This is a genomic window from Rhizobium sp. SL42, assembly GCF_021729845.1.
GTDB lineage: Bacteria > Pseudomonadota > Alphaproteobacteria > Rhizobiales > Rhizobiaceae > Allorhizobium.
Genome location: NZ_CP063397.1, coordinates 1,064,009 through 1,087,774, shown reverse-complemented (window position 1 = coordinate 1,087,774; position 23,766 = coordinate 1,064,009). Strand labels below are relative to the sequence as shown.

The window sequence follows — 23,766 nt, the reverse complement described above, 5'->3', positions numbered from 1 at the left end:
TCAAACCTTGAAGAATTTACTATGAAACCTCCTGGTTTCCGGGCGTTTCCAGCTACGTTTTTACACAAAGTTTAGAGATTGGGATTCATCTTCCGGGGCGAAGTCGAGCCGTGATCGATATGGCCCGGAGACTGCGCCCTCCTGCTCCATGAAGGAGCATATCCTTGCCTTGCGAGCGCATCATGCGCATCCGATGCATTAATCCTCCATGTGACCATGAGGACCTAATGTCTATTTTCAGAATGAAATCCCTGGCAGCCAAACTCATTCTCGTCACCGGCGTCGCCATCGCCGTCGTGCTCTTCGTATCGAACCTGTTCCTGATCTCGCAGACCCGCAATCGCGTCGAGACCCTGACGATGGATCAGGCGAATGCGGAAGCAAAGGCCATCGCGACAGACGTCGGCGCCGCCGTCGGCGAACTTGCGGGCGCCGCCCGTTCGATGGCCGGCGTCATCGGGCGCGGCCAGGAAGGCAAGTATGTCGACCGCAAGGCTGTGGTCGACATGCTGAAAGCCAATGTCGAAAAGAATGCCTTTGCCTTCGGCAGCTGGTTTGCCGAAGAGCCCAATGCCTTCGATGGACAGTCGCCAAGCATGGCGGGCAAGCCTGAATTCGGCTCCTCGAAAGACGGAACATTCAATCCGTACTGGACGAAGAGCAAGGATGGTGGCTTTACATTCTCGACCTTCGATTCCGACTATGTCGCCCCGTGGTATTCGCTCGCGGCGAAGAGCCTGAAGGGTGCGATCACACCGCCTTATGCCGAATCGACCACGGGTGAAAACACGGCGATGACCTCCATCGCCTATCCGGTCATCGCCAATGGCAAGCTCGTCGGGGTCAGCGGCGTCGACATCTCGCTGAAGGCGATGGCCGACAAGCTAAACAAGTTGCAGCCATTTGGATCCGGCCGCGTCACGCTGCTTTCCCAGACCGGCAAGTGGATCGTGGCGCCGACACCGGATCTGCAGATGAAGGACTATGACGGTACCGGCGCCGATCTGGTCAAATCCGCCATCACGTCACTGACCGGTGGCGTGATCAAGGGTCTCGATGACGGCCATGGCAGCTTCGACCGCGTCGTCTATCCTTTCGCACTGCCGGACGTGAACACCAACTGGGTCGTTCTCGTCGACGTGCCACATGCCGCGATCAACGCTCCACTGCAGGCCCAGACCTATATGATGGTCGTCGGTGGACTGATCGTCCTCTGCGCCGTGATGTTTGCTCTTTACTGCGCGGTGCGATCCTTCGTCCAGAAGCCGCTCGGCGGACTTGTGGCCAGCGTCCAGACACTGAGCGCCGGTCAGTATTCCGAGCCGGTCACAGGGCAGGACAGCAAGGACGAAATCGGCCTTGTCGCCCAGGCTCTCGAAGGCTTCCGCCATCGGCTCGCCGAGAGCCATACACTGGCCGAGCAGGCCGAAGCGCAGCGGGGGGCTGCCGAAGGCGAACGTCGTCGTTCCGAGCAGGAACGCAACCAGTCTGCCTCCGTCCAGCAGCACGTGGTCTCGGCACTCGGCAACGGTTTGGCGCAGCTGTCGCAGGGCAACCTGACCTATCGTATCGGGGACGACTTCCCCAGCGACTATGCAGCGCTCAAGCGTGACTTCAACGATGCGCTCGCCAGCCTCGAGCAGGCGATTGCCTCGGTGAATGTCAGTGTCGTCAACATCGGTGCCGGAAGCAGCGAGATTTCGGAGAGTGCAGCGGACCTCTCCAAGCGGACCGAGCAGCAGGCGGCGAGCCTTGAAGAGACAGCGGCCGCACTCAACGAGTTGACCGAGCAGGTTCATTCGAGCGCCGACAATGCCGGTATTGCTGCAAATACCGTCAGTGTTGCCGTGCAGGATGCGGAGAAGTCGGGCGAAGTCGTCCAGCGCGCCGTGACCTCGATGCAGGGCATTGCGCAGTCCTCGCAGGAAATCTCGCGCATCATCGGCGTCATCGACGAGATCGCCTTCCAGACCAACCTGTTGGCGCTCAATGCCGGCGTGGAAGCCGCTCGTGCAGGCGAAGCCGGCAAGGGCTTTGCGGTCGTGGCGCAGGAAGTGCGTGAACTCGCCCAACGTTCGGCGAATGCAGCCAAGGAAATCAAGACGCTGATCAACGCATCGGGGGCTCAGGTCCGCGACGGCGTGGAACTGGTCGGACAGGCTGGCGAGACCCTGCAGAAGATTTCCGATCAGGTCATGCAGATCAACGGACTTATCCTGCAGATCTCGGCGTCGGCCAGCGAGCAGGCTTCGGGGCTGAAGGAAGTCAACTCCGCCGTGAACCAGATGGACCAGGTGACCCAGCAGAACGCAGCCATGGTCGAGGAGACGACGGCAGCCAGCATGACCCTGCGCAGCGAGGCGGAAAACCTCAAGGGTCTTGTTTCCAGGTTTACCGTCGGCGGACACCGCAACCCGGTGCATGCCCTCCAGGCCGCCGCCCAGACGATGCGTGCGCCCGCCCGCCCGGAGGCATCCCATGCCCGGGCACCGGTACCGAGCTATCAGCCGGCACCCAAAAAGGTTGCCGCCGGCGGCGGTTCACGCGGCGGTGACGATTGGGAAGAGTTCTGATCCCGTCAGGCCAGACACATCACGAGACAAGACAAAGGCCGCTGGTTTTCCAACGGCCTTTTCAGTTTCAGCTTGGCGACAGTCTAAAGGCGGGCAAACCGTTCCACGAGCAGGTCGAAAAAGCCGTCGGCGTCTACGTTGCGCATGACCTGAGCATTCGGCGTGCGGCCCGATACCCGCCACCAGTCGACCACTGTCATGCCCATGGTGAGTTCGGATTCGACCTCGATCTCGACATTGCAATGGCGTCCGCTGAACAGTTCCGGCTTGAGTAGATAAGCGATGACTGTCGGATCATGCAGCGGGCCGCCGTCGGAGCCGTATTTCTCCTCATCGAAGCGTTCGAAGAATTCCAGCCAGCCAACCATGGCCTTGGCAACAGGCGTGCCGATGTCAGCAATGCGCGCGACGCGGGTCTTCCTGGTCAACAGCTGGTGCGTAACGTCGAGCGGCATCATCACAACGGGAATCCCGGCGGCCAATACGGCAGCGGCGGCATGCGGATCGACATAGATGTTGAATTCGGCCGCCGGGGTGATGTTACCGCCTTCGAAGAAACCGCCGCCCATCATGACCAGCTCGCGGACACGCGGCGCGATATCCGGCGCCTTCTGCAGCGCGAGGCCGATATTGGTCAGGGCGCCGAGCGTGCAAAGGGTCACCGTACCCGGCTCTTCCCGACGCAGGGTCTCGATGATGAAGTCGACGGCATGCTGCTCCTGCAGGGGCATGGTCGGCTCCGGCAGATCCGCGCCATCAAGGCCCGTCTTGCCGTGCACATGTTCTGCGGTCACCAGTTTTCGCTGCATGGGTCGATCGGCGCCGGCAAAGACGGCTACGTCCGGTCGGCCACAGAGCTCGCAGACGATACGCGCATTGCGGCTGGTCCAGCTCAACGGAACGTTTCCGGCAACCGTTGTCACACCGAGAACTTCCAGTTCTGCAGGGCTTGCAAATGCCAGCATGAGGGCGGCGGCATCGTCCTGACCGGGGTCGGTGTCGATGATGATCTTACGGGGCTGATTCATATAAAGGCGATCCTGATGACGAATGTCCGAGCGATGGAACCGCTTCTGCATTTTGTCAAGCGACGGGCGCCTTGCGATGCTGCCCGGCGCCCCCCATATAGCTGGAATGTTTGGTGAGTTCTGCTCATCGAAAGCACAATCGAGGACAGAATGACACGAAGCAGGCTTCCAGGTGAAGGGTTCATCGTCAGCTTCAACCTCGGCGAAGCCGGGTTCGCACAGCGTCCACGCGGCGGCGACAGTTATCCCCCCTATGACATCGAACGCCTGCAGCCCGAATCAGGTGCCGAGCGTTTGCGGATCACGTTGGCGGTGGCCGGATTTTCCGAAGACGAGCTCGACGTCAGTGTCGAGGCGAGACAGCTGATCGTTCGCGGTCGACAGATTGATCGGGAGGAGCCATCCTACCTTTTCCGGGGAATCGCAGCCCGACAATTCCAGCGCATCTTTGCCCTTGACGACGGCCTCGAAGTGACCGGGGCGAGCCTTCGCAACGGACTTCTTTCGATCGAAATCATCCGGCCGGAGCGCGCGCAGGTGGTGAGAAAAATTAACATTTCAGCATCACTATGAGGTTATCGGCCTGATTTGCCGCATCTCCCTCATTCGTGGAGCCTCGGAATGTTACTGAAAGAAGCCAATGCCCGGATCACCAGGTCAGAATTCGCCCATCTGGGTGCTGGCGAAGTGGGCTATATCCGAAAGATGAAATCAGACGAGGTTTCGCGCTGCTTCCCCGAAGCGCCCGATATCGACCCGACGCTTGATCTCTGGGCTCTCTTTGCCGCCGACGGCACACCGATACTGCTTACCGACAATCGCTCCAGCACCTTCTTCAAGGCCGCGGAAGACGATCTGAAAACAGTTTCCCTGCACTGAACAATGCCTATCGCACCCGCGGCCGGAGCGCCCGGCAGCCGATGCAGAATGGCAGAAGGCTGATGCAGCCGACTGTTTGCACTATCGATTGGAGGCTGCGCCGGCACGGCGCGGTTAGATCAAATCTTCAAGAAGGTGAGATAGGCTGAAGATCGGCCTTCGCGACGGGCCTTGGCCTCGTAGCGGGTGCCCGGCCAGCCCTCATAGGGCGTCAGCCAGTCACTGGCATTGCGCGCGGTCCATGCGAAGCCGCCATGCGCCTTGCAATGCTGCAGCGTCCAGTTGACATAGGTGTCAATGTCGGAAGCGAAGCAGAACCTGCCGCCGGGCTTCAGCACCTTATGGAAGCGCTGCAGATTGACCTCAGAGACAAAGCGCCGCTTCCAGTGCTTCTTCTTCGGCCATGGGTCGGGATAGAGCAGATCAATCTGATCGACGCATTCGGCCGGCATCCAGTCGAGCAACTGTGTCGCGTCGTCATCATGAACGCGGATATTGCGCAAGTCTTCCGCTTCGACAACCGCAAGCAGCTTCGCCATCGAGTTGACGAAGGGTTCGACACCAATGAACCCTGTTGTCGGGTTCGTGCGGGCGCGGTGAACGAGGTGTTCGCCGCCGCCAAAGCCGATTTCAAGACGCACCTTCTCCACGGCAAGCGGAAATAGCGCCTTGATGTCGGCCGGCGTCTCGGATTCGAGATCAACCTTCAGTTCCGGCAGGAGGGACCCCATGCGCTCGACCTGTTGCTCGCGCAAAGGCTTGCCCTTGCGTCGACCGAAAAAAGCTTCGGTCGACCGTGTCCTGCGTTCCGGATCTGTCATTCAATCAAGCCTTAAGAGCATCCTTGAGCGGCTTGACCAGATCGAGCTTCTCCCAGGAGAAGGAGCCGTCACGGCCAGCCTTGCGGCCGAAATGGCCATAAGCGGACGTCTTAGCATATACAGGCTTGTTCAGGTCAAGATGGCGACGGATGCCGGTCGGAGAAAGATCCATGACCTTGCGGATGGCGGCTTCCACCTGATCTTCGGTCACACCATTGCCGGTGCCATGCAGGTCGACATAGATCGACAGCGGCTGGGCAACGCCGATCGCGTACGAAATCTGGATCGTGCAGTTGTCAGCCAAACCGGCAGCCACGACATTCTTGGCAAGATACCGGGCGGCATAGGCGGCGGAGCGATCGACCTTGGTCGTGTCCTTGCCGGAGAAGGCGCCGCCGCCGTGGGGCGCTGCGCCACCATAAGTGTCGACGATGATCTTGCGGCCTGTGAGGCCAGCGTCGCCGTCGGGGCCACCGATGACGAACTTGCCCGTCGGATTGATGTACCAGTTGCAATCGTCTGCGATCTTCAGATCGCCGAGCGCTTCTCGGATATAGGGTTCGACGACCTGGCGAACCTTGTTGGAATCCCAGCTCTCGTCAAGATGCTGCGTGGACAGGACGATCGAAACGGCTTCCGAAGGCTTGCCATCGACGTAGCGAACGGTCACCTGGCTCTTCGCATCAGGGCCGAGCTTGCCGGGGTCGCCTTCGCCCTTCTTGCGGGCAGTCGCCAGCAATTGCAGGATCTTGTGCGAATAATAGATCGGTGCCGGCATGAGATCCGGCGTTTCCTTGCAGGCATAACCGAACATGATGCCCTGGTCGCCGGCGCCTTCGGCACCCTGCTGGTCGGCAGCCTTGTCAACGCCCTGGGCAATGTCGGCCGACTGCGCATGCAGCAGCACGTCGATCTTGACATTCTTCCAGTGGAAACGGTCCTGTTCGTAGCCGATATCCTTGATGGCCTTGCGTGCCGCACTCTTGAACTTCGACGGGTTCACGGCCGGATCGCCATAGGCATCCTTGGCGATTTTGCCGTCCTTGTCCTTCTTCAAGAGGCTGTCCGGCAACCGAACCTCACCGGCGATCACGACGCGATTGGTGGTTGCCAGCGTTTCGCAGGCGATGCGCACAGACCAGGGATCCACACCCGTTTTTGCCGCTTCCCGATACACGAGATCGACGATTTCGTCAGAGATTCGGTCACAAACCTTGTCCGGATGACCTTCGGATACAGACTCGCTGGTAAAGAGATAGTTGGCGCGCATCGGGATTCCCCTCAAAGAATGAATGGTGGCATCGTTACTCAGTTCAAGTGCCAAAAACAAGAACACAACCACATAAATATATCTTTATGTGAGCAAATTTTTCTTTAATTCAGGGCAAAAAAAAGCGGCCTGACGGCCGCCCTCTCTGCGATCAAATCGTGTTCGTTCACTCCGTATCGGCTTCCGCCGCCAAAGCCTTGACCAGATCGACAATCTTGCGGCGAACCTTGGGGTCGCCAATCTTGACGAAGGCGCGGTTGAGCTGCAGGCCCTCCGAAGACGACAGAAAATCGACAACATAGTTCGAGCTGGAGGCTTCGGCCATACCCGACGCCGTCACGCTGCTTTCGCCCGGTGCATCTTCGAAAAAGAAGGAAACCGGCACGTTCAATATGTTGGAAATGTTCTGAAGGCGGCTGGCGCCGACGCGGTTGGTGCCCTTCTCGTACTTCTGGATCTGCTGGAAAGTGATGCCAAGGCTTTCACCCAGCTTCTCCTGGCTCATGCCCAGCATCGTACGACGAAGGCGAATCCGGCTTCCGACATGGATGTCAATCGGGTTCGGCTTCTTCTTGTTCTCGATCATAACGTGGTCCTGACAATTGTTGGCGATCCGACCATATTCCCATACCCCCGAGGACCCATAACGATACGTTGCATTCGCCGTCCAGGAACATTCAGCATACTTGTAGACTTACGGTCGCGACTACTATGCAATTTTAGGGGTTTTCGGTCAATTCTTTCCCCTAATAAAACCCATGCGAGAAATAAGGGCCCATAATCCAAGGCATCCAAAAACCAACCAAAAGTTTAGGTTGTGGCGCCAGGCGCTCGATATCGGCACATTGTCGACACTCAGAGTTGCATCCAGCGCCCCCTCGGAACCGAGCGAAAGACCATCGACAATGCGTCCGAGAGGGTCGATGAGAGCCGAAATCCCGTTGTTGGCGTCACGGATCACCGGAACGCCCAGTTCGACAGCGCGGATTCGCGCCTGAAGAAAGTGCTGATAGGGGCCTGGCGTCATGCCGAACCAGGCGTCGTTGGTGATGTTGAGTATCGCCCTTGCACCCCCCAGTCCCGGCTCGATCTCGCCGGGGAAAATGATCTCGTAGCAGATCAGCGGATAGAAGCCCAAGCCGGTTGGCAGTGTCAGCACCGCACGGCTGACGGCTGGCGAGAAGCCACCCGGAAGGCTGATCAATTCCTCGATACCCAGTTGGCGCAACCAATCCTCGAATGGGACATATTCACCGAACGGCGTCAGGTGCACCTTGTCGGATGCGCCGAGGATCTGCCCCTTGTCATCAATCATGTAGACCGAATTGTAGTAGCGCGGTGGCAGGCCTGCACCCTGGACTTCCGAACGCACGGCACCGGCCAGCAGAACCTGACCGTCCTGCAGCACATCGGCGATACGCACCAGCGCGTCCGGATTCTCGGTCAGGATGAACGGCACGGAGGTTTCCGGCCAGACGATCACATCCGGCCTGGGCTTTCCGTCCGCGGGCGGGGCGGCCGTGAGTGCCAAGTGTTTTTCGAAGATCTCAACGCGATCGGTGTTTTCGATTTTCTGCGACTGGTCGATCGCCGGCTGAACCAGACGCACGGTCACCGGCTTTTCCCTTTCCGGCAGCGGCGGCGCTACATAGAGGCGATAGGCGCCAAAGCCCAGGTGTCCTGCGACAAGCCCGACGGCAAGCAGCATGCCCGGCACGAGGCCCTTGCGCGTGCCCAGCAGCGCCGGGGTGGCAAAGACGAAGACCGCCAGCGCCGAAACGCCAAATGTGCCGAGCACATATGCCGACTGCATCATCAAGGGGATCGGCATAGCCCCATAGCCGATGGCATTCCATGGAAAGCCGGTTGCAACGACACTTCTCAGCCATTCGGCAAAACCGAAGCCCGCAGCCAGCGCCGCAATCCGCCCGACGCCGTCAGACCAGAGAAGCCGTGCGACCAGCGTTGCGAGGCCGTAGAAGATCGCCAGAACTGCCGGCAGTCCGAGGATTGCCAGCGGCAATGCCCAGGCAAATTCATCCGCCTCCAGCAGCAGTGCATTGCCCAGCCACCAAAGCCCGGCAACGAAATATCCAAAACCGAAAAGCCAGCCGAGCGTGAAGGCTGAACGCAGGCCAAGCGAATTGTTGCGCTCCGGGTTTCCGGTGGTGCCGTCGATCAACCAGACCAACAATGTGAAGGAGACGAACATAGCGGCAAAGAAGCCGACAGGCGGCAGGGCTAGCGCTGCAACCGCCCCGGCAAAAACAGCGAGTGCCGCGCGCCTTGCGCCCCACAGGAGCAAGACTCCACCCGCCAACCGTTCCATGCGCAACCCCTCTGAGCGAATCATCGTGGCGCAGTGTTCCAAATATCGCGGGGAATGTCCCGCATTTCGCGGGACACAAATTGGCATTGGCAGGTCAGCGTCGGCTTAAGACGCCGTATCGTTGTCCACGGCAGAACGTTCGGCCTCGTTTGCCGGCTTCTTGCCGCGACCCGTCTTGGCTTCGACGACGGCTTCGCCCTCACCCTTGACAGTGCGGCGGCGGGCAGCAGCGCGCTTGCGGACAATGCGAACCCGCTTGATCCGGCGGGGATCGGCATCGAGGATATGGAATTCGAAACCGGCAAGCGCCTGGACAACCTCGCCACGCGCCGGGATACGTCCCAGAGCCGAAAAGATCAGGCCGCCCAGGGTATCGACATCATCGAGCCGGTCCTGGATGTCGAAATCCGGGCCGATCGCCTCTGCGATTTCCTCCAGTTCGACGCGGGCATCGGTCACCAATACATCGTCGGAAATACGGGTGAACATAACCTCTTCGTCGTCATGCTCGTCCTCGACATCGCCGATCACCATCTCGACGATGTCTTCATGGCTGACGAGGCCGTCGGTGCCGCCATATTCATCGATCACCAGTGCCATCTGGGTGCGGGCCGCCTGCATCCGGCTCATCAGGTCGGACGCGAGCATGGACGGTGGCACGAAAAGCACGGAGCGAATGATACCGGCCTCGGCAACAGTCTTGCTGAGATCGATGCGAGCCAGATCAAAGTCGACCTTCGGCTTGGCCTTGTCGCCCTTTGTCTCGGTCTTTTCCGCCTTGTCGACACTTGCCGCCGAAGAACGGGCGGCAGCGATACGGCGGCGATTGCGGGCCTGCTTGGTAACGTAGGACAGAAGGTCGCGGATGTGGACCATGCCGCGCGGATCATCCAGCGTGTCGGCGTATACGGGCATGCGCGAACGCCCCGAAACCTCAAAGATGGTCATCAGTTCGCCAATGGTGACACTGTGATCCACGGCCTCGATATCGACGCGCGGCACCATGATGTCCTCGACGCGAACCTCACGGAAGCGGAGGATGTTGTGCAACATCGCCCGTTCTTCGGCGGTAAACGCCTCGCCGAGCGTTGCGTCGGCCTTCAATGCGTCCGTCAGGTCTTCTCGGAGGCTTGTCGACGAGGACGGCCTGAGAAGGCGGGCAATGCGTGTCCAGAAGGGGGTGGATTGTCGGGGCGAGCTTTCCGCTCGCGATGGACTACTGCCGTCGTCGGAGGAAGAACCCTCCGAACCCTCATTGGCCTCAGTGGCCGTTCTTGTCGCAAAATCGCTCATTGTTCCAAACTATCAGATCGGGTCTTGTCCCGCATAGGGATCAGATAGGCCAAGTTCGTGCAAAATGCGAGTCTCAAGCGCTTCCATTTGTTCCGCATCGCTCGTCTCAAGATGATCGTAGCCGAAGAGATGCAGAAATCCATGGACCATCAGATGCGTCAAATGATCCTCGAAGCTCTTATCCAGCTCGACCGCTTCGCGCTCGACGGTCTCGCGGGCAATGATGATATCGCCGAGCATAGGGCCGGGCATCTTGCCCGGCACCACCGGAAAAGCGGGAAAGGACAAGACATTGGTCGGCTTGTCCTTGCCGCGCCATTCGGCGTTGATCTCACGGATCATCTCATCGTCACCGAAGACAAGCGACAGTTCCGCCGGTTGCGGCGGGAAGGGCTGGCCTTCCCTGTCGCGAAGATACGTACTTGCGAGCCCGAGAACGCGCCCTGCCATAGCCTCAAGCGCGTCCTCTTCGGCCCATCCGTCCGCCTCTACGGCGATCTGTATATCCAAATGCTGCATCGTCAGTGTGGCAGACCTCAACGGCCGGTCTACTCGCTTTCTTCCGCAACAATATACTTGGCATCGTAGGCCCGAACAATCCGGCCAACCAAAGGATGGCGGACGACGTCGGTGTCCTTGAAACGAACAATCGATACACCCTCGACTTCCTTGAGGATCTGCAAGGCTTCGACGAGGCCCGAGGTTACGCCGCGCGGCAAGTCGATCTGGCTCGGGTCGCCGGTGATGATCATGCGGCCGTTCTCACCAAGACGGGTCAGGAACATCTTCATCTGCATCGACGTGGTGTTCTGGGCCTCATCAAGGATGATGGCGGCATTGGCAAGCGTGCGACCGCGCATGAAGGCGAGCGGGGCGATTTCGATCACACCTGCCGTAATCGCCCGTTCGACCTTGTCGCCGGGGATCATATCGTACAGCGCGTCATAAAGAGGCCGCAGGTAAGGATCGACCTTGTCCTTCAGGTCGCCCGGAAGGAAGCCCAGACGCTCGCCGGCTTCCACGGCAGGACGCGTCAGGACGATGCGATCAACCATGCCACGTTCGAGCAACTGTGCGGCATGGGCCACCGCCAGATAGGTCTTGCCCGTACCGGCCGGGCCGACGCCAAACACCATTTCGGAGCGATCGAGCGCCCGCATATAGGCATCCTGGGTCGGGGTGCGGGCAGCAATCGTCTTCTTGCGCGTCGAAATCTGCGCCATTGACAGCTTCGCCTTGCGCTCAAGCGTCGGCAGGCTCAACTGGTCATCGGCAGCGACAGCCATGCGGATCGCGCCCTCAACGTCGGAGAGTTCGACCGAACCGCCGCTCTGAAGACGGGCGTAGAGGAAATCGAGCGCGCGACGGGCCTGATTGGTGGCAAGCAGGTCGCCGGAAATGGAAACCGAATTGCCGCGAGCGCGGGCTTCGATTTGCAGCCGCTGTTCGAGAAGTTTGAGGTTCTGGTCGAATTGACCGAAGAGCTCACTCGCAAGCCGGTTGTTCTCGAACGTCAAAATGAAGTGATTGGCGTCGGTCGCAGTTGTGCGGACATTGCGCGAGGGTGAGGAAACCACTTCTGTTGCGTTCAAGCGTTCAGGCTCCTGTGTCGATCAGGTTCAGGCCCTCACTCTAACCCTCTGCCACCTCGGCAAACAAGCTGTTTGGGCCGGCTGCGGTGATTCGTACCTGTATAATGTCACCGATTTTCGAAGACATTGCATCAACATTCACAGACTGCAGCCACGGCGAGCGACCAATCAGCTGCCCGGGCATGCGTCCCGGCTTCTCCAGCAGCAGGTCCATGGTACGCCCGATCATCGACTGGGAAAAGGCCTGCTGCTGTTCCAGCAGCAGTTCCTGCAGCCGGGCAAGGCGTTCCGTCTTGACGTCTTCCGCAACGTGATCCGGCAGATCGGCACCGGGCGTACCGGGTCGCGTCGAATATTTGAACGAATAAGCCTGAGCAAATTTCACCCGGCGCACGAGATTCATCGTGTCCTCGAAATCCTGATCGGTTTCACCGGGAAAACCGACGATGAAATCGCCCGACAGGGCGATGTCGGGACGGGCCGCGCGAATACGCTCGATCAACGCGATATATTCCGACGCCTTGTGGCGACGGTTCATCGCCTTGAGGATCCGATCCGAACCGGCCTGAACCGGCAGATGCAGGTAAGGCATCAGCATGCGCAGATCGCGATGCGCCGCGATCAGCCGGTCGTCCATGTCGCGCGGATGGCTGGTGGTGTAGCGCAGACGCGCAAGACCAGGCGTTTCGGCCAGACGGTAGAGCAGATCGCCAAGACCGATCGCCCTGCCCTCTTCATCCTCACCATGCCAGGCGTTGACGTTCTGTCCCAGCAAAGTCAGTTCGCGCACGCCAGTATCGACCAGTTTGCGCGCCTCGGACAAAAGCTGCGCGAGCGGACGCGACACTTCCGAGCCACGCGTATAGGGCACGACACAGAAGGTGCAAAACTTGTCGCAGCCTTCCTGTACGGTCAAGAACGCAGTGACGTTGCGCGGCTTGCCGGGCACTTTGACGGGGGCCGGAAGGTGCTCGAACTTGTCTTCCAGCGCATATTCGGTGTCGACGACACGCTCGCCGGTGCGGGCGCGATGCAGGGCCTGCGGCAGGCGGTGATAGGTCTGCGGTCCGATGACGACATCGACGGCAGGTTCCCTACGGGAGATTTCCTCACCCTCAGCCTGGGCGACGCAACCGGCAACGCCGATCATGAATTCACGGCCTTCGGCGGCGCGAACCTTCTTCGTCTCACGCAGGCGACCCAAGGCGGAATAGACCTTTTCGGCTGCCTTTTCACGGATGTGACAGGTGTTGAGCAGAACGAGATCGGCGTCTTCCATGGTCTCAGTCGAGACGTAGCCGTCTGCTGCAAGCGCATCGGCCATGCGTCCGCTGTCATAGACATTCATCTGGCAGCCATAGGTCTTGATGAAGACCTTTCGCGCATTGGCGCCGGGCTGTTGGTGTGCGGGGATGATCGCTGTGTCCTGTGTCATGGCCGCTATTTAGTGGTTTTCGCTGTCCGATTAAACCGAAAAATCATAAACACCCGATCAGCGCTTGTGGCGGCCGCGCAAATGAGCGAGCAGCATGCGACGCAGGCGCGCCTCGATCTGGGAGGCGAGATGCTTGCGGCTGTCGCCCCTGCTGAATTTTACGCTTTCGCCAAAAGACACATCGACATCGATCGCGCCGGCTCTGAGAACCCCGAGGAGAGATTCCGTCAGGCCCGTATCTCCCGGCCAGCCGGCTATCGGCCTGTGAAAGCGGCCCATCGGCAGGCCCTGCACACGGGTATAGGCGATGGCCACCGGCTGAACATGAACGCCTCCCTCGCCGTCTTCGGGCAGGGCCGCGGCGGCTGCTCCGAACAGGGAGGACTTCACGCTGAGGACGCGGTTGCCGTCAGACGTCGTTCCCTCGGGGAACAATACGACGATCTCGCCATCTGCCATCCGCCCGGCAATCTCGCTGACCTGGTCTCCGGTGCGTCGCTTTTCCTCGCGAGCGATGAAGATCGTCTTCTGCAGTTTTGCCAGCGCCCCGAAAAGCGGCCAGGAGGCCACCTCCGTCTTGGCGATGAAGGTAACGTCGGCGAGCGAGCCGAGAACGAGGATGTCTTTCCAGGATGCGTGATTGGCGGCGATCATCAGCGGCCGGTTCCGATCGAGCTGACCATGGACATGCACGCGAATGCCAAGCGCGCGAAGCGTTGCCTTGTGCCAGTATCTTGGCAGCTTGCGGCGCAAACGCCAGTTCAGGCGCAGCGCAAGCAGTTGGATGGGGATCACCAGCAAGGAGGCAGCAATCAGCACGGCAAATGACAGGGCGATGCGCAGCCAGTTGATCACGCGAGCCTCATTCCGCCTGAGCGCATAGGCCTACTTCTCGTCCTTTGCGAGCGGAATGCCATAAAGTTCGAGACGATGGCCGACAAGACGGAAGCCGTGCTCGCGCGCGATGCGCTCCTGTAGTGCCTCGATTTCGGGCGAGTGAAACTCGACGACGACACCGGTCTTCAGGTCGATCAGATGATCGTGGTGTTCTTCCGGGACCGTCTCGTAGCGGGATCGGCCATCGCGGAAATCATGGCGTTCGATGATGCCGGCGTCCTCAAACAGCTTGACCGTCCGGTAGACCGTGGAGATCGAAATCTTCGCATCGACCTTCGAGGATCGGCGATACAGTTCCTCGACGTCGGGATGATCTGCCGATTCCTCAAGAATACGGGCGATCACACGGCGCTGTTCGGTCATGCGCATGCCACGTTCGGCACAAAGCGCTTCCAGCGATTTGATGGCTTCGGTCATGAGCCCATGTTATCCGCAAGTTCTGTTCGTCTAATCGACGGACTAGCGAAGATCGCGACGCATGACAAGCGCGGAGGTCCGACGGCCGGATTCATCTGTGTAATACGCAGGCCGTTCGCCGGCCTTTTCAAATCCGAGTTTGCGGTAAAGCCCGAGCGCCGCTGCGTTTCCGTCATCGACCTCGAGGAACATGGCTTCGCCGCCGCGATTGCGGGATTCGCGTATGGCTGCCTGCATGAGCCGCCAACCGAGGCCGAAGCGCGCCATTTTCTCGTTGACCGCAATGGTCAGGATCTCGGCCTCACCGGCCACTTCCCGGGCCAGCACGAAACCTGCCAGAGGCGCCTTGAAAATCAAAGTATTGGTCTGCCAGGCCACGAAGCCGAAGGAATTCGGCTGGAGCAGCAGACTGACGAATTCGCCATCGCCCCAGGCCCGCGCAAAGCGTTGCGAATGCAATGCCGCCACTGCCGCGCAATGATCGGGCACCATCGGAACGATTTCGAATTCAGGCTGACGGTAGAAGAGGGTGTCGCGCATTCTTGAGGCTCTGCATTCTGAGGCTTGCCAAGCCTGAACAGGTCCAAGCCGAGCGCTTTAAATCGTCACGTCGAAGCATGCCATCGCCAAACCCGCGACCACCGAAAGGTGCCATGCTTCAGGCTCTGGACACTGCAAAACCAGTCTGTGGCTTGGCATCCGGTCCACGTAGGTAAAGCGGTTTTGGCTTGCCCTGAGCTTTCGCCTTTGCGCCGAGTGCTGCAACGATCTCGATCGGAAAGTGATCCGGCAGAGTTTGAACCGCTCTGTCCGTCAGCAAAGCCGATGCGGATCCAATGACCGAAAGATTGTCGGCAGCAGCCTCAGAAAGAAAATCATCGAGCCCAAGCACGCGCGCCTCGTCGCAGGGCTCGCCATTTTCGAATGTCTGCGCATAGACTTCATCTCGATGCGCATTCATCGCCGCCAATACGGTTCGGGGCGCACCCGGCGCAGGCAGGTTGGCAAGGACGGACAGTGTCGATACGCCGACACATTCGACCCCCAGCGCAAGCGCAAGGCCCCGGGCCGCGGCGACGCCCACACGAATTCCGGTAAACGAGCCCGGACCGACAGTTACTGCGACGCGCGTCATCTCGGAGAGCGTCAGGCCAGCCTTGTCCAAGGCTTCGTCAATCATCGCCATCAGGCGCTCGGCATGGCCCCGCCCGATTGTCTCGCTGACGCTGCCAAGCACGCGGCCCGCCGCGCCATCATAGACGGCAACCGCGCAATCCACGCCCGCCGTATCGATCGCCAGAACAATCATGCTCACTCCGGACGGGCGGTTCAGACCGCCTCGACTTCCTGCACTTCCGGCACGAAATGGCGCAGAAGGTTCTGCACGCCATGCTTCAAGGTCGCCGTGGACGACGGGCAGCCTGCGCAGGAACCCTTCATATTGAGGAAGACCGTGCCGTCCCTGAAACCGCGGAAGGTGATATCGCCGCCATCCTGGGCCACAGCCGGGCGGACACGGGTTTCAAGCAGTTCCTTGATCGTGGCGACAATGGTTTCATCACCGGCTTCAAAGAATTCTTCATCGCCATCGGCATCATTGGCGACGGCTGCCGAACCCATGACCGGAGCGCCGCTCATGAAATGCTCCATGATGGTGCCGAGGATCGCCGGCTTTAGGTGCTGCCATTCCGGCCCTTCCTTGCTGACCGTGACGAAGTCATAGCCAAAAAAGACGCCGGTTACGCCCGGAATCTGGAAAATGCGCGCTGCAAGCGGCGAAACGCCGGCGCTTTCGGCATCGCGGAATTCGGCCGTTCCGGTTTCCATCACAACCTTGCCCGGAAGGAACTTCAGGGTGGCAGGATTCGGTGTGGCTTCGGTCTGGATGAACATGATGGTCTCCACGCGGCGGCATCACCGCCAAAGTTTAGAATTCTTCAAAAGAAAATAAGCCCATTGCCCGCACCATTCAAGTGGCAAGGTCAGCGTCAGATCAGCACAATGCGTCGATTTCTTCATCAGTCAGCGAATCGGGCAACACCGTGACCGGGATAGGGAACGCGGCACCGCGTCCTGCAATCATCGATACCAGCGGGCCTGGGCCTTCCTTCGTCGAGCCTGCAGCCAGCACGAGAATGGCAATATCGCGGTCTTCATCGATCAGACTGTTGATCTCGGCGTAGGCGCTACCTTCACGGATGACGATTTCCGGTTCGATGCCAATCGTCTCGCGCACCGTCTGGGCCGACTTGGCCATGATCGATTCGGCCTCTTCGCGAGCCTCAGCCCGCATGATCTCCTCGACGCCCAACCATTGCTGGAAATCACCTTCGGGGATCACATAGATCAGAACAAGCCCGCCGTTGGAATTCTTGGCGCGCCGACCGGCATAGTGGACCGCGCGGGAGCATTCCGGTGTATTATCAATCACCGCCATGAACTTGCGGCGGTGACCTTCAAGACGTGACAGGCGTGTTGATACCATAAAGAGCCCCGCCTCCGGATCATGAGTATTCAAGGACATGTCGGCTGGTTCCGGACGACCCAGCCGAAATTCCGCCAGACCTTAGCGTACGAATCCGATGATGTCGCGGACTTCGTTCATGGTCTTTTCAGCACGCTCGCGCGCTCTCGCGCCGCCGTCACGCAGCACGGAATCGATGTGGGACGGGTCGGCCATCAGCCGACGCATTTCCGCGTTGATCGGCGCAAGCACCTCGATCGCGAGATCGACCAGAGCCGGCTTGAACACTGAAAACTGCTGGCCACCGAATTCGCCGAGAACCTGGGCCTTCGTCTTGTCGGCGAGTGCGGCAAAGATGCCGACAAGGTTGTCGGCTTCCGGACGCCCCTGCAGACCGTCGACTTCGCTCGGCAGCGCATCCGGATCGGTCTTGGCCTTGCGGATCTTGCGAGAAATGGTCTCGGCGTCGTCCATCAGATTGATGCGCGAGAGGTCCGACGGATCGGACTTGGACATCTTCTTGGTACCGTCCTTCAGGCTCATGACGCGCGGCGCCGGGCCATCGATCAGCGGTTCGACCATCGGGAAATAGGCATGCACCGGCTCTTCACCGACGGTAATGTCGACGCCGAGGCCGGTCGGGCGGATCTTCTCCATGAAGTCGATATTGAACTTCATGGCGATATCGCGGGTCAGTTCCAGGTGCTGCTTCTGGTCTTCACCGACGGGGACATGGGTCGCGCGGTAGACGAGAATGTCAGCCGCCATCAGGCTCGGATAGGCATAGAGACCGAGCGAGGCCTGTTCGCGATCCTTGCCAGCCTTGTCCTTGAACTGGGTCATGCGGTTCATCCAGCCGAGGCGGGCGACGCAATTGAAGATCCAGGCCAGTTCAGAATGCTGCGGCACCTGTGACTGATTGAAGACGATATGCTGCTTCGGGTCGATGCCGGCAGCCAGGAAGGCGGCGGTGATCGAGCGGATCTGGCCAGGCATGTCGTCATGCACGAGCTGGGCCGTCAGCGCATGCAGGTCGACGACGCAATACATGCAGTCGTTGTTTTCCTGCAGCGCCACAAACTTGCGGATCGCGCCGAGATAGTTGCCGAGATGGAGATTGCCGGTCGGCTGAACGCCGGAGAATACCAGCGGCTTGAACTCACCCATGATTGTCCTCAACAGGCTGGTGGAGGGCCCGATCTTGCGATCGCGTGTTTGATCGGCTTATGCACGGCAGATGCCCGGCAATCAAGCTCTCACTTTTGCGGGGCGGGCTCGATCAGATCCCAGAGATTGCCATAGGGATCGGCGAAGACTGCGACGGTCCCGTAAGCTTCGCGGCGCGGCGCCTCGCGGAACTCGACGCCATGCGCCAGCATGCGGGAATGGTCACGGGCAAAATCATCGGTTCTCAGAAAGAAGCCGACACGACCGCCCGCCTGGTTGCCGATCACCGCGCGCTGAGACTCGCCCTCTGCCTTGGCCAGCAGAATGCCTGCCCCATCGCCGCCGGCCGGCTTGACCACAAGCCAGCGCTTGCCTTCCGGCTGCAGGCTGTCTTCCAGACATTCGAAGCCGAGACTGTCGCAATAGAAGCCCTTCGCCCGGTCGTAGTCATCAACCAGAAGCGAGATCAAAAACAGGGAACGGGCGGTCATGGCTACTCCTCGGCTCAAATGCGCAAATCGTCTTAGGCTGGCCGGCGCCTTCAGCGCAAGACCCCGGCCCTCCGCCGCGAATCACCATCTTTGAAACTGTAAAGGCAAATGCGCTTCAAATTTGACACAATTTTAGAAATAAAAAACCAAGCGGCACAGTCTTGATAGTCTTACTTGAAACTTATTTTCCGGAGAGTCATCATGCGCGTGTTTCCATGTCTCGTTTTTGGCTGTATTTTGACGTTCACCCTGCATTCAACGGCAAGTGCAGTGGATGCCAAAAAACGGCACTTCTTCATGCCGAAAAACGACTATAGCAATACTTTCACTCTACAGCGCGTCAGCGTTCGGGCGAGCTGTTTCCCCGTCAAGTTGAGGGCCATCCTGGCTCATATCGCGCGTCAGACCGGACGCCAGCCAATGGTCACATCTGGCCACAGACCGCGATCCGGCAGATCCCAGCACAGTCGTTGTTATGCCGCAGACATCCGGGTGCCGGGCGTTCCTGAGAGAAAGATCCTTGCGGCGGCAGCAAGCGCTCCCGGCATCGGCGGCATCGGCCGCTACTGCAACGGCATGGTGCATGTCGATATCGGCCCCAAACGAAGATGGGTGCATTGCTAACGTCGACGGTAGAGACCGGATCGCCGGCAAGGCTCGATCGCCTTTTGTGGAACTGTTCATATCCGCAGCGAGATCTCAAGCCTTGGGCTTGCGCCTCAGGTTGCGCCGGATCATGCCGAAATCCGCTCCGCCGATGAGGAAGGCGGTGGCGAAGTAGACAGGCATGGCGATGACGATCAGCAAGGCCAAGGTCGAGACCTGTTCGATCAGCGAGCTTGCCGGCATCAGTGACGCACTCCAGCGATCCGACAGAAAGACCAGCACTCCCGCCATGACGCCGGACGCAATGATCAGGCGCAGCGTACGTGTGACCAGCGCCCATTCGAAGACGAGATGGCCACGCCACAGCAGAACGGAAAACAGCAGGATCGTGTTGGCCCAACCCGCAGACGCCTCGGCGATCGCGATGCCGCTTTCCTCGAAATGGGGGAAGAGTGTGATGGCAAGGCCGGTATTCAACACCACCGATATCATGGTGAAGCGCATCGGCGTACGGGTGTCTTCGCGGGCGTAATATCCAGGCTGCAGCGCCTTGATCAACACGAAGCCCGGCAGGCCTATGCCGTAGATGGCAAGGATCCCGGCAACGACCGCCGTGTTCTGCTCGTTGAAGGCACCTCGCTCATACAACACACGGATGATTTCGTCGGACAGAACCCAGATCGCTGCGGCAGCCGGCAGCGTCAGAAAGAGAACGAACTCGATCGACCGGTTCTGCAGATTGCCCGCCTCTTTCATGAAGCCGGCCTTAAGCGCGCGCGCGAGTTCCGGCAGGAGCACGACACCCACCGCCACACCCACTACACCGAGCGGCAGCTGATAGATGCGATCGGCATATTGAAGCGCGGAAATCGCGCCTTCCTTGCCCGAGGCGATGGCCTGCCCGATCAGCTGGTTGATCTGCGTGATACCGCCGGTGACGGCGGCCGGAATGGCCAGGACCAGCAGACGCCTGACATTCGGTGTGTAACGCGGCCGGCGAAAGCCGATCTTGATGCCGGCATGGCGAACGCCGAGATAGACCACGGCAAGCTGCAGCACACCGGCAGCCAGCACTGACCAGGAGAGATACCACGCCGTCAGCGCAGGATCGGACCCAGTCCACAGCGACCATCCCAGCGCACCCATCATCAGAATATTGAGGAAGATCGGCGCAATGGCCGCCGCAAAGAAATGATGCAGCGAATTCAGCATGCCGCTCATCATGGCCGTCAGCGACATGCACATGAGATAGGGGAACATGACAATCGCCAGACGCACGGTCAGCGAAAATTTTTCAGCATCGTCGGCAAAGCCGGGCGCAATCACCCACTCGACCAACAGCGGCATCGACAATTGCATGCCAATGGTGATGACCAGCAAAACGGAAAACAGGACGCCGAAGACTTCCTCCGAGAACCGCTTCGCGCCATCGATGCCGTTTGCCTCGATCTCCTTGGCAAACAGCGGCACGAAGGCGGCGTTGAAGGCGCCCTCGGCAAAGAGACGACGAAACAGATTGGGAAAGCGGAAGGCGGCATAAAAAACGTCGGCAATCGGGCCCGTGCCCAGAGCTGCCGCCATCAGCGTTTCACGGGCAAAGCCAAAGACACGGCTTCCCAGCGTCGCACCGCCGACGGTCATGAATTTCTTGACGAGGCTCATTCAGGCCCGGGCTTTCTTCTGCATCACAGTGGCACGCTGTACCGTTGACGCGATGGCGGAAGACTGTGGCGCTTCCTTGTCACGCGGCTCATCGGCCCCTTCCATCATGACCGCCTTCAAGCGATTGACGATGTTGGCCTGCCGGTTTTCATTGGTGACCTTCTGGCCGACGAGATCCATCACATAGAAGGTATCGATAACCTTTTCACCAAAGGTGGTGATGCGTGCCGAATGGATGTCGAGCGAAAGATCCGCAAGCGCTGCGGTGATTTCCGCCAGAAAGCCGATGCGATCGAGGCATTCGACTTCGATCACGGTGAACTTGTTCGACAGGCTGTTGGAAATGCGGACATCCGGCTGCACCGGGAAGGTCTTGTTCTTCTTCTTGCCCTTCGAGCGGGTGGCAATGACTTCGGGCAAACGCTTGCGACCGGACAGCACGTCCTCGATCATCTTGCCGATGGTTGCGGCACGGCGCATTTCATCCTCGTCGATCGGGAATTCCCGGTTGATCAGGATCGTATCGAGGGCGCGGCCGTCCGAGGTGGTGAAGATCTGTGCGTCGGCGATATTGGCTCCCGCCGCGGCACAAGCGCCGGCAATGATCGACAGCAGGCGCGGATGGTCGGGCGACAGAACCGTGATTTCGGTGATGGCGTGGAAGGAATGGGTGCGCACCATGGTCGAGAGCGCCTGGCCGGCCTTGTCCGCCTGGCGGATGAAGCGCGTATGGCGAACCTGGTCCTCCAGATCCACTGAGAGCAGATAGGGCTCGTAGTGAAGCTTGGTGTAGGTTTTCTGGTCCTTCTGGCTCCAGCCTTCCAGCGCCTTGGTGAGCTGTTCGGCGGCGTGCTTGGCGCGCTCCTTGCGGGAGACCTGGCTGAAACCGCCGGACAGGAGCAATTCGGTCTCGTAGTAAAGCGTGCGCAGCAACTGGCCTTTCCAGCCGTTCCAGACGCCCGGACCGACGGCGCGGATATCGCAGATCGTCAAGATCAGCAGCATTTTCAGTCGATCGAGCGACTGCACCTTTTCGGCAAAGTCGGTGATGGTCTTGCGGTCGTGCAGGTCGCGGGTCTGGGCAACCATCGACATCAGCAGATGCTGATCGATCAGCCAGGCGACCATTTCGGTCTGCTTGGGCGACAGGCCGAGACGCGGGCAAAGCTTGCGCGCCACCTTGGCGCCGGCAACGGAATGGTCCTCCTGACGACCCTTGGCAATATCGTGCAAAAGCACCGCGACATAAAGCGTCTGACGGTCCTCGATCTCCGGCATCAGCTTGTTGGCGAGCGGATGGATCTCCTCGGCCTTGCCCTTGTCGATCTCCGACAGGACTTCGAGCGTACGGATCAGATGTTCGTCGACGGTGTAGTGATGATACATGTTGAACTGCATCATCGAGACGATCTTGCCGAATTCCGGAATGAAGCGGCCAAGCACGCCGGCCTCGTTCATCCGGCGCAGGATGAAACCCGGATCACGACGCGATGTCAGGATTGCCAGGAACAGGCGATTGGATTCCTCGCTCTCGCGGAAAACATTGTCGATCATCGACAGCGAACGGGTCACCGCCTTCAAGGCATCCGGATGGAATTCGAGGCCATTGATGTCCGCAACATGGAAGAGGCGCATGATCGACATCGGATCGCGCTTGAAGACCTCTGGATCAGCGAGCGCGATGCGGCCGCGATCATCAATGAATTCGGCAGCACCGGCGATCTTGCGCGGACGATTGGCAAACCGGCCGATCATGCCGCCGATGCCGGGCACTGCCTTGGCCTGCTGGTCCTCGAGGGCCGCCGAGAATATGCGTGTCAGATCGCCGACATCCTTGGCCACGAGGAAATAGTGCTTCATGAAGCGTTCGACGGCAGAGAGGCCAGGCCGGGCCTGATAGCCCAGGCTTTTCGCGATCTCCGGCTGAATGTCGAAATAGAGACGCTCCTCCGGCTTGCCGGTCAGATAGTGCATGTGGCAGCGCACGGCCCAAAGGAAATCGTCGGCTTTCTCGAACAGACGCCATTCCTGGCGTGACAGAACACCGAGGCGCACGAGTTCGCGGGTGTCACGGACATGGTAGTTATACTTGGCGATCCAGAACAGGGTCTGGAGGTCGCGAAGCCCGCCCTTGCCTTCCTTGACGTTCGGCTCGACCAGATAGCGGCTGTCGCCGGCCTTGCGGTGGCGTTCGTCGCGTTCGGCCAGTTTGGCGGCGATAAACTCCGGCGCAGTGTTGGTGGTGACTTCCTGGTCAAAGCGGCGCTGCAATTCGTCGACAAGCGCCTCGTTGCCACAGACGAAACGGGTTTCAAGAATGGCCGTGCGGATGGTCATGTCCGATTTCGACAGCCGGATGCTTTCCTCGACGGTGCGGGTCGCATGACCGACCTTGAAACCGATATCCCAAAGCAGGTAGAGCACGAACTCGACGGCCTTGTGCATGTTCGGCACGGTTTTAGCCGGCATCAGGAAGAGCAGGTCGAGATCGGAACCCGGCGCCAGGGTCCCTCGGCCATACCCGCCGACTGCCGCCACCGACACCCCATCCGCATCACCGGGATAGACATGCGCGGTGACCATCCTGAAGATGACCGAAATCAGCTGGTCCTGGATCCAGGAAATGCTGTTGGCGCATTTCATGCCGCTGCCATCGGCAAAAAGCTGCAGGCGCGCGACTTCGCGGCCATCGGAGCTTGCCTTCTTCAGGATCGGCAGCAGCTTGGCGCGGACTTCGAGCAGATTGCCCGAATGCAAGCGAACCACCTCTTCGCAGGACGCTATCAGGGCGTCTATGTCGAGCAGGGCATCAAAGGCGATTTCGGCTTTTGCCATGTGTCGG

The 23,766-nt window shown here is 59.7% G+C and carries 23 protein-coding genes; 4 read left to right on the top strand and 19 right to left on the bottom strand.

The genetic code is table 11. The annotated features are described in order from the left end of the window. The first annotated feature begins 227 nt into the window (after positions 1–227). Complete coding sequence (locus IM739_RS05045) at positions 228–2,573, top strand: methyl-accepting chemotaxis protein (RefSeq protein WP_237370117.1); 2,346 nt, start codon at positions 228–230, stop codon at positions 2,571–2,573. Between the two features lie 83 nt (positions 2,574–2,656). Here IM739_RS05045 and IM739_RS05040 read toward each other — a convergent pair whose 3' ends face one another. Continuing rightward, on the bottom strand, positions 2,657–3,601 hold the full coding sequence (locus IM739_RS05040) for a nucleoside hydrolase (protein WP_237370116.1): 945 nt from the start codon (positions 3,599–3,601) through the stop codon (positions 2,657–2,659). 150 nt (positions 3,602–3,751) lie between these two features. Here IM739_RS05040 and IM739_RS05035 point away from each other — a divergent pair, with 150 nt between their 5' ends. Together IM739_RS05035 and IM739_RS05030 are read left to right on the top strand one after the other, a co-directional pair. Next, complete coding sequence (locus tag IM739_RS05035; RefSeq protein ID WP_237370115.1) at positions 3,752–4,174, top strand: Hsp20 family protein; 423 nt, start codon at positions 3,752–3,754, stop codon at positions 4,172–4,174. A gap of 48 nt (positions 4,175–4,222) precedes the next feature. Continuing rightward, entirely contained in the window at positions 4,223–4,480 is a 258-nt protein-coding gene (locus tag IM739_RS05030; RefSeq protein ID WP_007602520.1) for a DUF1150 family protein, read from the top strand. A gap of 119 nt (positions 4,481–4,599) precedes the next feature. Here the strand turns inward: IM739_RS05030 and trmB are convergent, their stop codons facing one another. The 16 genes from trmB to IM739_RS04950 all read right to left on the bottom strand — a co-directional run bounded on the left by trmB (position 4,600) and on the right by IM739_RS04950 (position 18,656). Continuing rightward, positions 4,600–5,301 (bottom strand): tRNA (guanosine(46)-N7)-methyltransferase TrmB, encoded by a 702-nt coding sequence (gene trmB / locus IM739_RS05025; protein ID WP_237370114.1) that lies wholly within the window; start codon positions 5,299–5,301, stop codon positions 4,600–4,602. Positions 5,302–5,305: 4 nt separating this feature from the next. After that, positions 5,306–6,571: a methionine adenosyltransferase gene (metK, locus tag IM739_RS05020; protein WP_237370113.1), complete on the bottom strand. Its 1,266-nt coding sequence runs from the start codon at positions 6,569–6,571 to the stop codon at positions 5,306–5,308. A gap of 166 nt (positions 6,572–6,737) precedes the next feature. Further along, a complete protein-coding gene (locus IM739_RS05015; protein ID WP_237370112.1) occupies positions 6,738–7,157 on the bottom strand; it encodes a helix-turn-helix domain-containing protein in 420 nt (139 codons plus the stop codon). Positions 7,158–7,304: 147 nt separating this feature from the next. After that, positions 7,305–8,900, bottom strand: coding sequence for an apolipoprotein N-acyltransferase (lnt, locus tag IM739_RS05010; RefSeq protein ID WP_237370111.1), 1,596 nt, complete (start codon positions 8,898–8,900; stop codon positions 7,305–7,307). Between the two features lie 105 nt (positions 8,901–9,005). After that, positions 9,006–10,193: a transporter associated domain-containing protein gene (locus IM739_RS05005; RefSeq protein WP_237370110.1), complete on the bottom strand. Its 1,188-nt coding sequence runs from the start codon at positions 10,191–10,193 to the stop codon at positions 9,006–9,008. A gap of 12 nt (positions 10,194–10,205) precedes the next feature. Then, positions 10,206–10,712, bottom strand: a complete 507-nt coding sequence (gene ybeY, locus IM739_RS05000; protein WP_237370981.1) for an rRNA maturation RNase YbeY — start codon at positions 10,710–10,712, stop codon at positions 10,206–10,208. A gap of 29 nt (positions 10,713–10,741) precedes the next feature. Then, a complete protein-coding gene (locus IM739_RS04995) occupies positions 10,742–11,785 on the bottom strand; it encodes a PhoH family protein (protein WP_237370109.1) in 1,044 nt (347 codons plus the stop codon). A 40-nt stretch (positions 11,786–11,825) separates the two neighbouring features. After that, positions 11,826–13,220, bottom strand: coding sequence for a tRNA (N6-isopentenyl adenosine(37)-C2)-methylthiotransferase MiaB (miaB, locus tag IM739_RS04990; RefSeq protein WP_237370108.1), 1,395 nt, complete (start codon positions 13,218–13,220; stop codon positions 11,826–11,828). 57 nt (positions 13,221–13,277) lie between these two features. After that, a complete protein-coding gene (locus tag IM739_RS04985) occupies positions 13,278–14,075 on the bottom strand; it encodes a lysophospholipid acyltransferase family protein (protein ID WP_237370107.1) in 798 nt (265 codons plus the stop codon). 30 nt (positions 14,076–14,105) lie between these two features. Continuing rightward, positions 14,106–14,534, bottom strand: a complete 429-nt coding sequence (locus IM739_RS04980; protein WP_007602505.1) for a Fur family transcriptional regulator — start codon at positions 14,532–14,534, stop codon at positions 14,106–14,108. 42 nt (positions 14,535–14,576) lie between these two features. Beyond that, positions 14,577–15,074, bottom strand: a complete 498-nt coding sequence (locus IM739_RS04975; RefSeq protein WP_237370106.1) for a GNAT family N-acetyltransferase — start codon at positions 15,072–15,074, stop codon at positions 14,577–14,579. A 118-nt stretch (positions 15,075–15,192) separates the two neighbouring features. Then, on the bottom strand, positions 15,193–15,843 hold the full coding sequence (gene tsaB / locus IM739_RS04970) for a tRNA (adenosine(37)-N6)-threonylcarbamoyltransferase complex dimerization subunit type 1 TsaB (RefSeq protein ID WP_237370105.1): 651 nt from the start codon (positions 15,841–15,843) through the stop codon (positions 15,193–15,195). A 20-nt stretch (positions 15,844–15,863) separates the two neighbouring features. After that, entirely contained in the window at positions 15,864–16,427 is a 564-nt protein-coding gene (locus IM739_RS04965; RefSeq protein ID WP_237370104.1) for a NifU family protein, read from the bottom strand. A 100-nt stretch (positions 16,428–16,527) separates the two neighbouring features. After that, positions 16,528–17,019: a universal stress protein gene (locus tag IM739_RS04960; RefSeq protein ID WP_237370980.1), complete on the bottom strand. Its 492-nt coding sequence runs from the start codon at positions 17,017–17,019 to the stop codon at positions 16,528–16,530. Positions 17,020–17,100: 81 nt separating this feature from the next. Then, positions 17,101–18,165 (bottom strand): tryptophan--tRNA ligase, encoded by a 1,065-nt coding sequence (gene trpS, locus IM739_RS04955; RefSeq protein ID WP_237370103.1) that lies wholly within the window; start codon positions 18,163–18,165, stop codon positions 17,101–17,103. 89 nt (positions 18,166–18,254) lie between these two features. After that, positions 18,255–18,656 carry a VOC family protein gene (locus IM739_RS04950; RefSeq protein ID WP_237370102.1) on the bottom strand — a complete coding sequence of 134 codons (402 nt, stop codon included), beginning with the start codon at positions 18,654–18,656 and terminating at the stop codon, positions 18,255–18,257. A gap of 201 nt (positions 18,657–18,857) precedes the next feature. Here IM739_RS04950 and IM739_RS04945 point away from each other — a divergent pair, with 201 nt between their 5' ends. Continuing rightward, positions 18,858–19,280: a YcbK family protein gene (locus tag IM739_RS04945; RefSeq protein WP_237370101.1), complete on the top strand. Its 423-nt coding sequence runs from the start codon at positions 18,858–18,860 to the stop codon at positions 19,278–19,280. Positions 19,281–19,355: 75 nt separating this feature from the next. On the opposite strand, the gene murJ is transcribed toward IM739_RS04945, so the two are convergent. Continuing rightward, on the bottom strand, positions 19,356–20,924 hold the full coding sequence (gene murJ, locus IM739_RS04940) for a murein biosynthesis integral membrane protein MurJ (RefSeq protein ID WP_237370100.1): 1,569 nt from the start codon (positions 20,922–20,924) through the stop codon (positions 19,356–19,358). Beyond that, positions 20,925–23,759 (bottom strand): [protein-PII] uridylyltransferase, encoded by a 2,835-nt coding sequence (locus IM739_RS04935; RefSeq protein WP_237370099.1) that lies wholly within the window; start codon positions 23,757–23,759, stop codon positions 20,925–20,927. Between the last annotated feature and the right edge of the window lie 7 nt (positions 23,760–23,766).

What these genes read in the sequence shown, in the direction of transcription:
- IM739_RS05045 (WP_237370117.1), top strand. Translation starts at nt 228, where the DNA reads ATGTCTATTTTCAGAATGAAATCCCTGGCAGCCAAACTCATTCTCGTC.
- IM739_RS05040 (WP_237370116.1), bottom strand. Translation starts at nt 3,601, where the DNA reads ATGAATCAGCCCCGTAAGATCATCATCGACACCGACCCCGGTCAGGAC.
- IM739_RS05035 (WP_237370115.1), top strand. Translation starts at nt 3,752, where the DNA reads ATGACACGAAGCAGGCTTCCAGGTGAAGGGTTCATCGTCAGCTTCAAC.
- IM739_RS05030 (WP_007602520.1), top strand. Translation starts at nt 4,223, where the DNA reads ATGTTACTGAAAGAAGCCAATGCCCGGATCACCAGGTCAGAATTCGCC.
- trmB (WP_237370114.1), bottom strand. Translation starts at nt 5,301, where the DNA reads ATGACAGATCCGGAACGCAGGACACGGTCGACCGAAGCTTTTTTCGGT.
- metK (WP_237370113.1), bottom strand. Translation starts at nt 6,571, where the DNA reads ATGCGCGCCAACTATCTCTTTACCAGCGAGTCTGTATCCGAAGGTCAT.
- IM739_RS05015 (WP_237370112.1), bottom strand. Translation starts at nt 7,157, where the DNA reads ATGATCGAGAACAAGAAGAAGCCGAACCCGATTGACATCCATGTCGGA.
- lnt (WP_237370111.1), bottom strand. Translation starts at nt 8,900, where the DNA reads ATGGAACGGTTGGCGGGTGGAGTCTTGCTCCTGTGGGGCGCAAGGCGC.
- IM739_RS05005 (WP_237370110.1), bottom strand. Translation starts at nt 10,193, where the DNA reads ATGAGCGATTTTGCGACAAGAACGGCCACTGAGGCCAATGAGGGTTCG.
- ybeY (WP_237370981.1), bottom strand. Translation starts at nt 10,712, where the DNA reads ATGCAGCATTTGGATATACAGATCGCCGTAGAGGCGGACGGATGGGCC.
- miaB (WP_237370108.1), bottom strand. Translation starts at nt 13,220, where the DNA reads ATGACACAGGACACAGCGATCATCCCCGCACACCAACAGCCCGGCGCC.
- IM739_RS04980 (WP_007602505.1), bottom strand. Translation starts at nt 14,534, where the DNA reads ATGACCGAAGCCATCAAATCGCTGGAAGCGCTTTGTGCCGAACGTGGC.
- IM739_RS04975 (WP_237370106.1), bottom strand. Translation starts at nt 15,074, where the DNA reads ATGCGCGACACCCTCTTCTACCGTCAGCCTGAATTCGAAATCGTTCCG.
- tsaB (WP_237370105.1), bottom strand. Translation starts at nt 15,843, where the DNA reads ATGATTGTTCTGGCGATCGATACGGCGGGCGTGGATTGCGCGGTTGCC.
- IM739_RS04965 (WP_237370104.1), bottom strand. Translation starts at nt 16,427, where the DNA reads ATGTTCATCCAGACCGAAGCCACACCGAATCCTGCCACCCTGAAGTTC.
- IM739_RS04960 (WP_237370980.1), bottom strand. Translation starts at nt 17,019, where the DNA reads ATGGTATCAACACGCCTGTCACGTCTTGAAGGTCACCGCCGCAAGTTC.
- trpS (WP_237370103.1), bottom strand. Translation starts at nt 18,165, where the DNA reads ATGGGTGAGTTCAAGCCGCTGGTATTCTCCGGCGTTCAGCCGACCGGC.
- IM739_RS04950 (WP_237370102.1), bottom strand. Translation starts at nt 18,656, where the DNA reads ATGACCGCCCGTTCCCTGTTTTTGATCTCGCTTCTGGTTGATGACTAC.
- IM739_RS04945 (WP_237370101.1), top strand. Translation starts at nt 18,858, where the DNA reads ATGCGCGTGTTTCCATGTCTCGTTTTTGGCTGTATTTTGACGTTCACC.
- murJ (WP_237370100.1), bottom strand. Translation starts at nt 20,924, where the DNA reads ATGAGCCTCGTCAAGAAATTCATGACCGTCGGCGGTGCGACGCTGGGA.
- IM739_RS04935 (WP_237370099.1), bottom strand. Translation starts at nt 23,759, where the DNA reads ATGGCAAAAGCCGAAATCGCCTTTGATGCCCTGCTCGACATAGACGCC.